Source organism: Shewanella benthica KT99 (assembly GCF_000172075.1).
Classification (GTDB): Bacteria; Pseudomonadota; Gammaproteobacteria; order Enterobacterales; family Shewanellaceae; genus Shewanella; species Shewanella benthica_A.
In genome coordinates, this window is the sequence record NZ_ABIC01000038.1 from 25,167 (window position 1) to 39,942 (window position 14,776).

A 14,776-nucleotide genomic window follows, 5' to 3' on the forward strand; every position below is an offset into this window, starting at 1 on the left:
AGTCTCATTTAGCGTTAATATATTGCATCTTCTTCATCCGGTAAATTATCCTCTTCGAAATCAAGGAGCATTCACATGTCAGGTCACAGTAAATGGGATAACATCAAGCATCGTAAGGCGGCACAAGATGCCAAGCGAGGTAAGCTTTTTACCAAGTTTATTCGTGAGTTAACCGTCGCTGCCCGTGAAGGTGGCTCGGATGCCGATTCTAACCCTAGATTACGCGCTGCTATCGATAAGTCACTGTCTAATAATATGACTCGCGATACTATCGAACGCGCCGTTAAGCGCGGAGCTGGGGAGCTTGATGGTCAGGTATTAGAGACCATCATGTATGAAGGTTATGGACCCGGCGGCACGGCTGTCATGGTCGAAACCATGACGGACAATAAGAACCGCACCGTATCTGGCGTGCGTAATGCATTCAGTAAATCCGGTGGTAACTTAGGCACAGACGGTTCGGTGTCATATCTGTTCGATAAGAAAGGTGTCATCTCTTATGCTGCAGGAACAGATGAAGATATCGTCATGGATGTGGCTTTAGAAGCGGGCGCCGATGATGTGGTCAGCCATGAAGATGGCGCCATCGATGTCTTTACTAGCCCCGAAGATTTTGGCGCAGTCAAGGACGCCTTGGATGCTGCGGGTCTTGAATCTGTTCACGCCGAGGTGACTATGGTGCCCTCGACTACAGCCTCCCTCGATGCCAGCACAGCGGCTAAATTCCTGCGCTTAATTGATAATCTTGAAGATCATGATGATGTGCAAGAGGTGTATCATAACGCTGAGATCTCAGATGAAGTGATGGAGACACTAGAATAACCTATGTCAATAATACTCGGGATCGATCCTGGCTCACGGATCACAGGCTATGGGGTGATCAAACGAAATGGTAGGCACCCTCTATACCTGGGAAGCGGCTGTATTCGTACCAATTCAGAAGATTTTGCCTATCGCCTTAAACAAATTTTCGATGGCATCTCCGAAATAATACGCCAATACCAGCCGACTGAATTTGCCATAGAGCGTGTTTTTATGGCTAAAAATGCCGACTCGGCGCTTAAGTTAGGCCAAGCCAGAGGTGCAGCCATCGTTGCCGCGACCAATGCCGATCTTCCTGTCGGCGAATATTCGGCGACACAGATAAAAAGTGCCGTGGTGGGCACAGGTAGGGCGCAAAAATCACAAGTTCAGCACATGGTACAGCAAATTCTTAAACTGTCGGCTTGCCCACAAGCCGATGCCGCCGATGCATTAGGTGTCGCAATTTGTCATTTTCATACCAGTCAAAGCCTGTTGGCTCTCGGTGGAGTGGCAAGCAAAAGAACATATGGACGTTATAGATGATAGGTCGACTACGAGGCGTGCTCCTTGAGAAGCAAGCCCCCGAGATTTTGATAGAAGTGAGTGGCTTGGGTTACGAAGTCCAGATGCCCCTCACCAGTTTCTATGAACTCCCTGAACTCAATCAAGAAGCGATAGTCTACACCCACTTTGTGGTCCGTGAAGATGCTCAACTTCTCTATGGATTTATGACTAAGCAGGAGCGGGCTTTGTTCCGTTTATTGATTAAAACCAATGGTGTTGGGCCAAAGCTGGCATTAACTATCCTGTCTGGTATGACATCGGTCGAATTTGTTGCCTGCGTCGAACGGGACGATATCGCCACCTTAGTCAAGTTGCCTGGCGTCGGTAAGAAGACGGCCGAGCGGCTACTGGTAGAGATGCGCGATAAGCTCAAGAGTCTGATGGAAGCCTCGGCGGGCTCCGAGCGAGAATTTATGCTCAAGAGCAACTATAGGCCGGCAAAGATAGTCAATACCGCCGAAGATGATGCGATTGCCGCTCTGTTGGCCTTAGGCTATAAACCGGCACAGGCGAGTAAGTCGGTATCAGCGGCTTACAAGGACGGAATGAGTTCTCAGGAACTGATTAAGGCATCACTCAAGTCGATGTTGTAGTAATAAGTATAAGATGTAATTTAAAGAGAGATAAATGATAGAAGCCGATCGTATTATTCATGCAGAGCCTCAAGGTGTTGAGCTGTATGAAGAGCAGGTAGACAGAGCCATGCGTCCTAAATTACTCGACGAGTATACGGGACAGGATGCGACTCGCGCTCAACTTAAGGTGTTTATTCAGGCGGCGAAGAATCGTGGCGAAGCACTGGATCATATGCTCATCTATGGCCCGCCAGGTTTAGGTAAAACCACCTTGGCTCTCATCGTAGCCAATGAGATGGGCGTCAATATCAAGTCGACCTCGGGCCCTGTGCTCGAAAAAGCGGGTGATTTAGCGGCGCTGCTGACCAACCTTGAATCAGGTGACGTACTCTTTATCGATGAGATCCATAGGCTCAGTCCTGTGGTCGAAGAGATCCTTTATCCAGCGATGGAAGACTATCAGCTTGATATCATGATAGGTGAGGGACCGGCAGCCCGGTCGATTAAACTCGATTTGCCCCCATTTACCCTGATTGGTGCGACGACTCGGGCGGGAGCGTTAACGTCGCCCTTACGGTCGAGATTTGGTATTCCTCTGCGGCTCGAATTTTATAATGTTAAAGATCTCAGCACCATAGTGACTCGCTCGGCCAAAGTACTCGAGCTTCCTATCGATGAGGAAGGTTCGTTGGAAATTGCCAGACGCTCTCGCGGCACACCGCGTATCGCTAACCGTTTATTGAGACGAGTGAGAGATTATGCCGAGGTTAAGCATGACGGTGAGATCAATAAGCATGTTGCCGATCTCGCCTTAGAGATGCTGGACGTCGATGTCGAAGGTTTCGATTATATGGACAGAAAGCTCATGCTGGCGATTATTGATAAATTTATGGGTGGGCCTGTGGGTCTGGATAACTTGGCCGCCGCCATTGGAGAGGAACGGGAAACCATAGAGGATGTACTGGAGCCTTTCCTTATTCAACAAGGCTTTATTCAGCGAACGCCTCGAGGGCGTATCGCCACTCAACGTGCCTATCAGCACTTTAATCTGATCCAGCCAGAACAAAACTAACTCTAGAGCTCGTCTCCGTTAGGACTATTGGAGGGTGATGATGCTTATCATTGTTCTTCAATCGTTAAGGTATATCGCGGGTATTTTTGTCCCGCAGTACTCTTTTTCCCCGCCACCACTTTTGCCCCTATGTCTACATACTCGCCGTTGAGCCCAGGATTGTCTAAACCAGACACAGGGAAACCCTTATAGGTCTTATTCTTGTATCTCACTCTTATACACGCAGAGCTCGAGGGCAATGTGATGAGACTAGATGCTGGTAAACTCCTACCGGCGGCATGTTAGTCACAATAAGAAACCAAGCATTGAATCGCGAATACAAGACCAGAGTGGAATATGATGGTGTCTTTATATTTGACCGTGTGATCCCGGGTCGATATCAAATCTTTATCGAAGATAAGCTAATGGCTGACCTAGTTCTGTAACCCGGTGATTATTTCGAGCTAGAGACAATCACGCTAGGCTAGTACCCATAGGCATACCTTCTACGTGCTGACGTAAGTATCTTGGTATTTTTTGAGCTGTTGCTGGAATCAAGCAATAAGTGCAACACGCTTACCAGTAAAGACCTCGAGGGGTGTTAGCCCGCCTAATATCTTTCTTGGCGTTAAATTTAGTTGCAATATCCTGTTCTCGATTTCCTCCTCCGTCAGCCTAGCCATGTCGAATTTCTTAGGCTAAAACCGCCGAATCCGACCGTTAGTATTTTCATTCGTTCCTCGCTGCCAACTCGCATAAGGTTTGGCAAAATAAACCTTCGCTCCCGTCGCTTCATGAACCTTCATATGGCCTGCAAACTCACCGCCATTATCCAAGGTTATTGTCAATGCAGTATGGACTTGCCCAAGCAAAGCGATCATCGCATCACTCAAGCATTCACTTGGGGCGAATTCTATTGGCATGCGGTCACAGATCGCCCCAGGAGACCAGTTAAGCACCATGCATTTTCGAATAATCTCGTCAGTACTTGGCTGGCGTTTACAGGCTTTTTTCGACGTCCTTTTACGCTTACAGCTTAACGTATGTGCCATTTTCGGGTCATAGTTTAGGCTGGTGATATTTCGCTTTAACTCACGGCATACGGTACTAAAATGTACCCCGACTTCCTCGGCGATCTGACGAAGTGTCATACCTGTTTTACGGGAGGCAGATATTTGGTATCGTAGTTCCTGAGTGAGCTGATGGTACTGTTTGTTCATGACCGACTCTGAATTTGTGTGTGAGAACTAAAATTCTGCCTTCAGCTCTCTCACTTTTCAACCTTAATCTGTTGCACTTATTGTATTACCTCAGCTTTCACCGCGGTAAAAACATCTACTGCTTATAATAAACATCAGTTATATGGTGGAAATAAATTATCAATAACGTAAAAATATAATGGTATAGCATATTAACGAGTGCATTTTAATATATTAAAATAAAATAAATCTCCATTGCATTAATGAAGTGTGATTTTCAATGGTTGTTAATACTATTATTTATAACTCTACCTATTTGCGGTTACCATGATAACAAGCTGGCATGATTTGTATCAAATTGTAATGTCTTGGTGTGTTAGTAATAATTTAAATGTTATTTAATACACGAAAGTCTTTCTGAACCTAAGCTGAAAAATAAGATAAACAAATGTAAGTCGAATTGACTTGAGTCATAAAAACGCTACAGAATGGCATTCTATATAATGCTCACCAGTCAAAGTGTGATCTGCGTCACACTTTTGGCTATTTTATAGGTTATGAAACTGTTAATTATTGGCTAGATGGAATCTCTGCCTAATTAGTGTTATTTGAGTTTATCATGCTGTTTGATAACATTCCCCTCCTCGTTGGTTTTGTAAATACACCAACTCACTACCTTGTGTTATCTATATTTTAACCTTTCTGCATCAGTAGTTAATTAAAATGGTGATTGACTGATTTATGGTGAAACTATAGTTTCAATTTCAACGCCATTAATACCGATTAACAAAGCTATACACATTGGTAATAAATAACGATAATTGGCGCAAAATAAAAACAAATAATGAGAAAGTAATAATAAGTTAGGGAGTACATCTTAATGATAAGAACATCGCTGCATTCAAGTAGTAAGTTATCGCAAGCTATCAAGCTTGGGTTAATCGCATCGGTTTCAACTACTGCATTCACAGTATCAAACACTGCTTATGCACAAGAAGAAACTGCTAATGTAGAGCGGATTTCAGTAACTGGCTCCCGCATTCAACGTCAAGACATGGAAACGGCTTCACCGATTACCATTATCGATGCGGCAACCATTAAAGCAGAAGGTTTCACTTCTGTAGACCAAATGCTACAAGCACAGACTTCAATGGCTGGTGCTGCTGCTGGTTCAAGCACCAACAATGGCTCAGACGGTGTTGCTCATGTTGACCTTCGTGGTATGGGCTCACAACGTACCTTAGTATTGCTCAATGGCCGTCGTATGGTGAATTCAGGTTCTGGTGCCGACAGCGCTGTGGATCTTAACTCTATCCCTATTGCAATGATTGCACGTGTAGAAATTCTAAAAGATGGCGCATCAGCTGTGTATGGCTCAGATGCCATCGCTGGTGTCATTAACATCATCACTAAGCAAGACTTTGAAGGCTTCCAGTTTGATGTTACTGGCGGCATGACTGATAAGAGCGACGGCGAAAACGGCGAAATCAGTGCACTTTATGGCTTTAATACCGATACTGGTAACTATACATTCGGTGCTGCTTACTCAGAACGTCGCGGCGTCATTCAGTCGGATCGTGATTGGACAGATCCAGGTGCTAGCTCATTTGTTCCAAATGGCTCTCTTGGCGGCATGGTTAAAGATGACAATGGCAATTGGGTAGACCGTACAGAAGGCTACGATTATACCCAAGACAGTTTTTACCAGACGCCAAGTAAGCGCTACAGCTTGTTCGCTAACATGACTCAAGAGCTTGGCAGCGATATAGTGCTAACCGGTGATATCCTTTACACCAAGCGTAAGTCACATCAGCAGATGGCACCTCAGCCTGCTAACCTGGACCTAGATGTTTGTCAAGCCGGTGACGATCCTGCTACGTGTGTAGAACTTGACCAAGATATGATCGATGCAGGCATCACGCCAAACGATAAAGGCCAAGTTAACTACAGAAGACGTATGACTGATGTAGGTCCTCGTATTTCTACTCAGGACACAGATACATTACGCGTCTCTGCAGCTCTAGCAGGTTCAATCGATGTTAATACCGGTATGGACTGGGATATTTCTTACACTTACGGTAAAAACAAAGCTGATACCGGAGTAGAAAACTCCATCAATGCAAAAATCATGACGAATGCAATCTATGCAGATCAAGATGCTTGGTTTACCGGTCAGCCGATGACAGACCAAGACTTGCTCAATAGTGTCGCTTACACTGAACAAGCTGATGGTGGTAACGAGCAGCATATTTTCTCTGCTGGTCTAACCGGTGAACTATTTGACCTCGATGCAGGTGCTGTAGCCTATGCTATCGGTGCAGAATACCGTTATGAAAGTGGTTACTACAATCCTGACCCCATTGTTGTTGCCGGTGAGAGTACTGCTGCTCAGCAAGATCCTACCGATGGTAACTACAGCGTGATTTCTGTGTTTCAGGAAGTAAGCGTACCATTTACTGATAAGCTAACCGGTGAATTCGCACTTCGTTTCGACGATTATTCGACGTTCGGTAATGCATCTACATGGAAGATTGGTTTAACATACGCGGCGACAGATGACTTGATGATCCGTACCGTTGCGGCAACAGGCTTCCGTGCTCCTAGTGTTAGCGAGCTATACGGCGGAAACTCAGGTTCATTCGATTACCTAGTTGATCCATGGGGTAATGAGCCAGACCAACAGATCTTAGTTAATCGTACTTCGGATGATGATCTTAAACCTGAAGAGTCTGAGTCTTACACTGCTGGCTTAGTGTATTCGCCTAGCTATATTGATGGTATGTCACTGACATTGGATTGGTGGCGCTTTAAAGTAACCAACGCGATTGCCCGTATGGATACGCAAAACGGTTTACAGAGCTGTTATGATTATCAAGAAAAAGGAATCGGTAATGATTCGGCCTGTGTGGCCTTTAACATCGGTGAAAACGGCGATTTAGAACATCTAACAAATACACTAACTAACGTCGGCTATCAAGATACTAGCGGTATCGATTTTAACTTAGCGTACAGCTTTGAAGCGTTAAGCTTAGATTGGAGAATTAGCAATGACACCACTTACTTACTGAATTTTGAGCAAGATGGCGTCGATTACACTAACACCATAGATGGTAACTTCGGTGCCTATGCTCAAGTGCGTAATAACTTCAGCATCAAAGCTGGCCAAGATGATTGGAATGTCATGTACTTCAACCGTTATATCGGCGAGATGGATGATTTAGGCGCGGGCACAAAAGTTGATTCAATTCTTTATCACAATGTGTCAGCCAGCTACTTCATCAATGATACTTGGATGGTAAGCGCCGGTGTTAAGAACTTGACTGATGAAGAACCATCAAATGTTTCTAACGGCAGTGACGGTGGTACGGTACCAGAAGTTTATGACACCATAGGTCGTCAGTATTATGCTGGTGTGACGGTGAAGTTCTAATCTTTATCGTTTAAATTTAAAAAAAGCGCCTATCGGCGCTTTTTTTATGCTGATTGAATGATGCAAAACATCAACCTAAGCCTTTAGATGCTGAACTCATCTGGATGAGCTCTATCTTGTAACCATCAGGATCTGCCACAAAAGCAATCTCAGTCGAGCCTCCTGCCACGGGGCCCGGCGCTCTGACTATGTTTCCCCCTGCGGCCTCTATGGCCTGACAGCGAGCATAGATGTCTTCTTCACCTATGGCTAAATGACCAAAGGCATTACCCATTTCATAGCTATCGTTATCCCAGTTGTGAGTCAGCTCTATAACACCGGCGCCGGTGGATTCGTCATCGAAGCCGACGAAGGCGAGGGTATATCTATATTCGGTATTCTCAGACTTTCGCAGTAGTTTCATACCCATAACTTGAGTGTAAAAGTGAATACTTTTTTCTAGATCGACGACACGGATCATGGTGTGTAAAAATTGAGACATTAAAACCTCGGTAGTGTTTAATTATTAAAATGGCAGCCTTGCTGTTAAAGATTATAACCCATTGAATCTAAAATCCTCGGCACATTTATTTCATAACGTTTGTAGGAAATTAACCTAGGCATAGATCACACTCTGATGCTTTTATGGTGTGAAATTCAGTTATTTCTTACGATAATGACCCATCTAGTTGATCTATACTGACACTGAATAGGAAAGTGAATGAATACTGAATTAAAAATGGCATTTGGTTTAAGTGCAATTATCGGCATATTTTTATCTATCTTCTTTTGGGCTATGTTTTAACTCTTATCCTTAAGTGTTAGTTAGCATAAAAAAAAGCCGCTAAGCGGCTTTTTAAGTATTTGTAATCACAGAATTTAATAGCTTGATTTAATCCTCTGGATAGACCTTCTCTTTAAACTCACATAAGTCTTCTATCAAGCAACTTCCACATCGTGGTTTTCTGGCTATGCAGGTGTATCTGCCGTGCAGGATAAACCAATGGTGAACATCGACCATAAACTCTGATGGGACGACCTTTAACATCTTTTGCTCGACCTGATCGACATTTTTTCCCATGGCAAACTTGGTTCTGTTCGCGACTCTGAATATATGGGTGTCTATGGCAATGGTAGGCCAGCCGAAGGCAGTATTGAGTACCACGTTAGCCGTTTTTCGTCCTACACCGGGAAGAGACTCCAGGGCCTCACGGTCTTCAGGGACTTGCCCCTGATATTTCTCGACTAAGATCCCACAGGCTTTAATGACATTGACGGCTTTATTATTATATAAACCTATGGTCTTAATGTAAGTTTTCAGGCCATCTACGCCTAAGGCATAGATGGCCTCTGGGGTGTTGGCTACTGGAAATAATTTATCGGTTGCCTTGTTGACGCTGACATCGGTAGCTTGCGCCGAAAGGGTAACCGCCACCAGTAATTCGAACGGGCTAGAGAAATTGAGCTCAGTCTCTGGATGGGGATTATTCTCTCTGAGGATCTCTAATATCCGCTGACGTTTATCTTTATTCATATATTTTCTTATTATACGTTTATTTGCATCAAATGAGCTTCACGATTTCGAGCATAGCGGGCAGAATTAGCTGACTTTAGTAATTCTTGCTCTTTTTACCTGTCCTTGTACTGTCACTTGCGGCTGCTTGTCGGCGATTTTTTTATCGATAACATTCTTCAAGGCGATCAAGAATCCCATGCCTATGAAGGCGCCTGGTGGGAGCATAGCCAAGAGAAAACTGGTCTCAAACTGCCAGAGATGTATCGTGAGTCCTGCCGCCCAATCACCGAGTAACAGATCGGCGCCATCAAACAAGGTTCCTTGGCCAAGGATTTCTCTGCCGGCGCCTAGAATGGCTAAGACAATTAAGAAGCCTAAGCCCATCATAAATCCATCGAAGGCAGATTTAGCTACGGAGTTACGGGATGCAAATGCTTCGGCGCGTCCGATAATCACACAGTTGGTCACAATCAAGGGCAGGAAGATCCCCAAAGACAAATAGAGTCCATAAGCGTAGGCATTGATAAGCAGTTGCACACTCGTCACCAAGGCGGCAATGATCATCACAAACACAGGAATACGGATCTCTTTTGGTACATAATCTTTGACTAAAGAAACTAAAATATTAGAGAAAATCAACACCAACATGGTTGCTAAACCTAAACCTAATGCATTAGTTAAGGTGGCTGTTACAGCGAGTAAGGGGCACAGTCCTAAGAGTTGTACCAGGCCTGGATTGTTCTTCCATAAGCCTTGGAATGCTATCTCTTTATACGCACTCATTGCGCTGGGTTTTGCATCGGCGGCTATATCCAGTACGGACTCATCTGCAGCATCGACATTAGATCCATTCATCGGTAATCAACCTCACAGTTTGCAGGGCGTTTAAGTAATATTTCATTGTTTTTATTGAAGTAATTCAGCGCGTTGCGTACGGCTTTAACATAGGCTCTAGGGGTGATTGTGGCGCCGGTAAATTGGTCGAAATCACCACCATCTTTCTTAACCTTCCAGCGTTTATCTGTATCAGATTGAAGCATCTTCTGATTGAAACTCAGTACCCAATCAGATTTCCTCAGGTCTATTTTATCTCCGAGCCCAGGTGTTTCTGCATGGGAAAGCGTCCTTACCCCGAGCACTTTTCCGCTGCTGTCTATGCCAATGATCAACTTTATATTGCCATTATACCCATCGGGGGCAATAGCTTCCATGGCGATGGCGACGGGAATAGATTGATTAGTCGCGATATATGCAGGCAGCGGCATATCGATACCCATAGCATCTTCATCGTGGATCAAGATACAGTAATCGGTTAGTTCATTGTCATGCATGCTGTCTGGAATTAGCTGATGCAAGGTCCGTTTTAATTGAAGCTGCTGTTGCTGTTTAATTTTATCGACAGTTTGATAGTTGACCACGGCCACAAAAGCGGTGCATAACAGAGCGAATAGTCCCAGCAACAAGCCGTTTTTTAAGATTGAATTCTTCATATGTAATTCTCTGTATTAGCTTCTGGATCTGTGACCATAAGTTCTGGGCTTCATATAGTGATCGATAAAAGGTGCACACAGGTTGGCGAGTAGAATGGCAAAGGCATAAGCATCCGGGTAACCACCATAAGTACGTATGATATAAACTAAGACTCCAATCAGTGCGCCGAACAGCAATCGACCTCTGACACTGGTCGCCGCGGTCACTGGATCGGTAGCAATGAAAAAAGCAGCCAGCATGGTTGCACCCGAAAACAGGTGAAATAGAGGACCCGCATGGGTATCCGGATTTAGAATAAACCCTATGCTTGCACAGATGTAGAGCGCACCTAGGAGTCCTGTACTGATGTGCCAGCGGATTAACTTCATCTTTATCATGGCAAGCCCACCGGCGAGATAAGCCATGTTGACCCAAAACCAGCCGACACCATAGCCATCACTAAAGATAGATTTAGTTAGGCTTTCTGTACTGGTTAATCCCATGGCAAGATCCGTTTTTAAGGTATCTAGTGGGGTAGCCATAGCAATACCATCGAAGCCCATCTTGTAAGCACTGATCTCCAGTTGGCTGCCGCCAATAAATATCATCTGCAAACTGGCAAATATGTCCAGTGGCTGGCCTGCAATGACACTCGGCGCGACCCAGCTGGTCATCTGAACAGGGAAGGAGATCAGTAGCATGACGTACGCCGCCATCGCCGGGTTAAATATGTTGTGCCCAAGCCCACCATAGAGATGTTTAACTATGATGATCGCAAATATCGCACCGAGGAAGGTTAACCACCAAGGCGCAAGCGGAGGCACAGCTATGCCGATAAAGAGGGCCGTCAGTAAGGCGCTATTATCTTTTAGCGTGGCTAATACGGGCCTTTTTCTTAAGGTTAACACGCTAGCCTCACAAAATAGCGCGACGCAGATGGCAAGCAGCAGTTGAATGATGGTGCCCCAGCCAAAAAAATAGCACTGCACCGCTACGCCAGGTAAGGCGCACAGTAGCACTCTTTGCATCAAGGTACTGGTTTGGAATCGACGACTCAAATGAGGCGAAGAGGCAATCTTAAATGCCATCAATTAATCCTTATCATCTTCTGTGTTGGTGCTAATTTTCAGGGCAGCCTTCTTAGCTTTAGCCTTGGCTTTAGCAATAGTGGCTGCTATTCGAGCCTTCTTGTCGTCGACAGGAGCATTTACGCTGCCTGAGTTTTCAGAGCCATTGCCAGTTGAAGAGTCTGCAGAGTCTTGTTTCAAACCTGCTTTCTTGGCTTTAGCTCGAGCTATGGCCGCTGCTATTTTTGCCTGCCTCTCGTCAGCAGGAACGCTCGTTTCTGGCATTGAACTTGTTATCTTGCTCGCGGTATCGTCTTGGGTTGCGACTGCTTTTTGTGCCGCTTTCTTCGCTTTAATTCTTGCCATTGCCAGGGCGACGGCATCTTTATCCGATGAGGACATATTTGACTTGCGCCTCGCTGCAGATGCTTTTTGTTTCTCTTCTCTTGCCCGTTTTTCATCTTCTAGGCGTTGGGTGCGAAGATCGAATCTTTGTTTTGCCAGTTCTGCTTGTTTTTTCTCTTCGGCTTCGGCTTTTATCGCAGACTTAGCGATACGATAGTATTCAACTAAAGGGATTTCACTGGGACAAACGTAAGTACAGCAACCACATTCGATGCAGTCGGCCAAGTTAAATTTAGTGGCTTTATCGTATTCTTGAGCCTGTGCATGCCAGAACAACTGCTGGGGGAGGAGTTGCACCGGACATACATGAGCACATTCACCACAACGCACACAGGGGAGTTCTTTCTGTTCGGGGGCAAGTTCGTCGCTAGCAGGTAACAGAATACAATTAGAGCCCTTTAGTGTCGGTGCATTGTCGTTATGCAAGGCATAGCCCATCATAGGTCCACCTATGATCACCTTGTCATGTTCATCGCCTATGAATTGAGTCTGGGTCAAGACATGAGATATTGGGGTGCCTATGGGGATCCAATAATTACCAGCAAGCTGGGTATTGTCTCCTGTGACAGTAACAACACGCTCTATAAGAGGGAAATCACGCAGAATAGCTTGGTTGATGGCATAGGCCGTGGCAACATTTTGCACCACGATGCCAAGTTGCGCGGGAATGGCTCCTGATGGGACCTCTTGCCCAGTCAAAATCTGAATAAGTTGTTTCTCGCCTCCAGAAGGATACAGCGTCGGTATACTGGTGATCCTGACGCCATCTTTTGGCAGTGAGCTTCGATTCAATGCATGTTGCATCTCCTCGATGGCTTCTGGTTTATTGTCTTCAATGGCGATAATTAGGCGTTGGGGAGCCAGTAATCGATGAATGATGGCGATGCCGTTGAGGATCTCATCGCTTTTTTCACGCATGAGCATGTCATCGGCAGTAATGTAGGGTTCACATTCAATGCCATTGATGATGATTAACTCAATATCACTGGCTGGGCTGAGTTTAATATGGGTAGGAAATGCCGCGCCGCCGAGGCCCGCGATACCCGCTTGCTGTATTTTTGTCAGCAGCTGTTTGTCTGTTAACTGGTCGACTTCATTGGTAGAGAGTGCCGGGTGAATGTGCGCATCATGAGTATCCAGTCCATCGGCGCTAATAACGCAGCTCAATACGGCTAATCCTGAGGCATGGTTACCCGGACGTATTTCTATGCATGATACATGGCCCGAAGTCGGTGCGTGTGCCGGTAGATGGCCAAAATTCGTACCCTTGGTGAGAATGGCACCTTTAGCGACATAATCACCTGGTTTTACTATCAAGATTGCAGATTCGCCCACCTGAGGCAGGGGAACTACATACTCATCTGCTAGGGGCAAGCTTTTGATCTGTGTTCTGTTAGAGAGAGTTTTTCTCTCTGGAGGATGAATACCACCGGTTGACCGCCAAAGTGTCCCTTTATCAATTTGTTCGAATAAAGTTAGCACTTTACATCCTCATCTATGGTTTTCACTGGGATAGCGTTTAACTTCCAATCCCAGTTTTTGATATTTTGTGTCACTGGAAGCATGTCAATGCAATCGACAGGGCAAGGCTCAACACACAGATCACAACCGGTACAATAATCTGTTATGACGGTGTGCATCAGCTTACCTGTGCCTAAAATGGCATCCACAGGACAGGCTTGAATGCATTTGGTACAGCCAATACATTCATCTTCACGTATATATGCCACTTTTTTTATCTGCACTTCCTCGGTCGCCGTTAAAGGCTCAGGATCAACCCCAGCCATATCGGCCAGTTTTTCCATGGTGGCGGCGCCACCGGGAGGACATTTATTGATCTTGTCTCCATTCGCTATGGCTTCAGCATAGGGACGACAACCCGGGTATCCACATTGGCCACATTGTGTCTGAGGCAGTAGGGCTTCAAGCTGATCCACCAGAGGATCGCCTTCGACTTTAAATTTTTCCGCTGCGAAACCAAGCAAGAGACCAAAAAAGAGTGCGAGGACAGTCAGCAAGATTATTGCGATAAATATTCCAGACATGACTATTTAACTAACCCCGTGAATCCCATAAATGCCAGCGACATCAAGCCTGCGGTTATCATTGCAATGGCTCCACCTCTAAAGGGTAGAGGCACATCTGCAGCAGCGAGACGCTCGCGCATGGCTGAAAACAGGATAAGCACCAGTGAAAAGCCGACAGCGGCACCAAAACCATACACGGCAGACTGAATAAAGTTATGTTTTTCATTGATGTTGAGTAGCGCTACACCCAATACGGCGCAGTTTGTGGTGATCAGTGGCAGATAGATCCCGAGTGCCCTATAGAGTGAAGCACTGGTTTTTTGAACTAACATTTCAGTAAATTGTACTACAACGGCGATAACCAAAATGAAGCTCATGGTTCTAAGGTAATCGAGGTCAAAGGGCAGTAGCAGATATTGATTGACCAGATAACTTAATACCGAGGCCAATGTCAACACGAACGTGGTCGCCATAGACATGCCTATGGCGGACTCAAGCTTGCTGGAGACCCCCATAAAAGGGCAAAGACCAAGAAATTTTACTAATACAAAATTATTGACTAGGACTGTGCCGATCAATAATAGGAGATACTCACTCATCTCATTTCATTTTTGGGAATAATCATTAGTGGTATTATCGGCTTTTCCACTGCCAGAACACACATAGAATACAACGTTATCATTAATTTG

General features: G+C 45.3%; 15 protein-coding genes. 5 read left to right on the forward strand and 10 right to left on the reverse strand.

Features of this window, described 5'->3' with window-relative positions:
* The first annotated feature begins 75 nt into the window (after window positions 1-75).
* The 4 genes from KT99_RS15460 to ruvB are packed head-to-tail and all read left to right on the forward strand — an operon-like array spanning window position 76 to window position 3,015.
* Entirely contained in the window at window positions 76-822 is a 747-nt protein-coding gene (locus KT99_RS15460; RefSeq protein ID WP_005501796.1) for a YebC/PmpR family DNA-binding transcriptional regulator, read from the forward strand.
* 3 nt (window positions 823-825) lie between these two features.
* Window positions 826-1,347, forward strand: a complete 522-nt coding sequence (gene ruvC, locus KT99_RS15465) for a crossover junction endodeoxyribonuclease RuvC (protein WP_005501797.1) — start codon at window positions 826-828, stop codon at window positions 1,345-1,347.
* Window positions 1,344-1,961 (forward strand): Holliday junction branch migration protein RuvA, encoded by a 618-nt coding sequence (gene ruvA, locus KT99_RS15470; protein ID WP_005501798.1) that lies wholly within the window; start codon window positions 1,344-1,346, stop codon window positions 1,959-1,961. The genes ruvC and ruvA overlap by 4 nt, the downstream gene beginning before the upstream one ends.
* Window positions 1,962-1,995: 34 nt before the next feature.
* Window positions 1,996-3,015 carry a Holliday junction branch migration DNA helicase RuvB gene (gene ruvB, locus KT99_RS15475; protein WP_005501799.1) on the forward strand — a complete coding sequence of 340 codons (1,020 nt, stop codon included), beginning with the start codon at window positions 1,996-1,998 and terminating at the stop codon, window positions 3,013-3,015.
* 47 nt (window positions 3,016-3,062) lie between these two features.
* On the opposite strand, the gene KT99_RS23315 is transcribed toward ruvB, so the two are convergent.
* Both KT99_RS23315 and KT99_RS21030 read right to left on the reverse strand, forming a co-directional pair.
* Window positions 3,063-3,191 (reverse strand): hypothetical protein, encoded by a 129-nt coding sequence (locus tag KT99_RS23315; protein WP_005501800.1) that lies wholly within the window; start codon window positions 3,189-3,191, stop codon window positions 3,063-3,065.
* 501 nt (window positions 3,192-3,692) lie between these two features.
* Window positions 3,693-4,214, reverse strand: a complete 522-nt coding sequence (locus KT99_RS21030) for an IS30 family transposase (protein ID WP_005501802.1) — start codon at window positions 4,212-4,214, stop codon at window positions 3,693-3,695.
* 859 nt (window positions 4,215-5,073) lie between these two features.
* Between KT99_RS21030 and KT99_RS15485 the strand changes: the two genes are divergently transcribed.
* On the forward strand, window positions 5,074-7,623 hold the full coding sequence (locus KT99_RS15485; RefSeq protein WP_005501805.1) for a TonB-dependent receptor plug domain-containing protein: 2,550 nt from the start codon (window positions 5,074-5,076) through the stop codon (window positions 7,621-7,623).
* A 70-nt stretch (window positions 7,624-7,693) separates the two neighbouring features.
* Here the strand turns inward: KT99_RS15485 and gloA are convergent, their stop codons facing one another.
* From gloA to rsxA, 8 genes are all read right to left on the reverse strand, one after another.
* Entirely contained in the window at window positions 7,694-8,104 is a 411-nt protein-coding gene (gene gloA / locus KT99_RS15490; RefSeq protein WP_005501806.1) for a lactoylglutathione lyase, read from the reverse strand.
* 390 nt (window positions 8,105-8,494) lie between these two features.
* Window positions 8,495-9,136 carry an endonuclease III gene (nth, locus tag KT99_RS15495; protein WP_005501809.1) on the reverse strand — a complete coding sequence of 214 codons (642 nt, stop codon included), beginning with the start codon at window positions 9,134-9,136 and terminating at the stop codon, window positions 8,495-8,497.
* Between the two features lie 66 nt (window positions 9,137-9,202).
* Complete coding sequence (locus KT99_RS15500) at window positions 9,203-9,901, reverse strand: electron transport complex subunit E (RefSeq protein WP_040572086.1); 699 nt, start codon at window positions 9,899-9,901, stop codon at window positions 9,203-9,205.
* Window positions 9,902-9,969: 68 nt separating this feature from the next.
* The gene (rsxG, locus tag KT99_RS15505; RefSeq protein WP_005501813.1) at window positions 9,970-10,608 is read right to left on the reverse strand and encodes an electron transport complex subunit RsxG; all 639 of its coding nucleotides are present in this window, start codon (window positions 10,606-10,608) and stop codon (window positions 9,970-9,972) included.
* A 15-nt stretch (window positions 10,609-10,623) separates the two neighbouring features.
* A complete protein-coding gene (rsxD, locus tag KT99_RS15510; protein WP_005501817.1) occupies window positions 10,624-11,676 on the reverse strand; it encodes an electron transport complex subunit RsxD in 1,053 nt (350 codons plus the stop codon).
* Between the two features lie 3 nt (window positions 11,677-11,679).
* Window positions 11,680-13,542, reverse strand: coding sequence for an electron transport complex subunit RsxC (gene rsxC / locus KT99_RS15515; protein ID WP_005501818.1), 1,863 nt, complete (start codon window positions 13,540-13,542; stop codon window positions 11,680-11,682).
* A complete protein-coding gene (gene rsxB, locus KT99_RS15520) occupies window positions 13,536-14,105 on the reverse strand; it encodes an electron transport complex subunit RsxB (RefSeq protein ID WP_005501819.1) in 570 nt (189 codons plus the stop codon). Before rsxB ends, rsxC begins: the two co-directional genes overlap by 7 nt.
* Window positions 14,106-14,107: 2 nt before the next feature.
* Window positions 14,108-14,686 (reverse strand): electron transport complex subunit RsxA, encoded by a 579-nt coding sequence (rsxA, locus tag KT99_RS15525; RefSeq protein WP_005501820.1) that lies wholly within the window; start codon window positions 14,684-14,686, stop codon window positions 14,108-14,110.
* Window positions 14,687-14,776 lie beyond the last annotated feature (90 nt).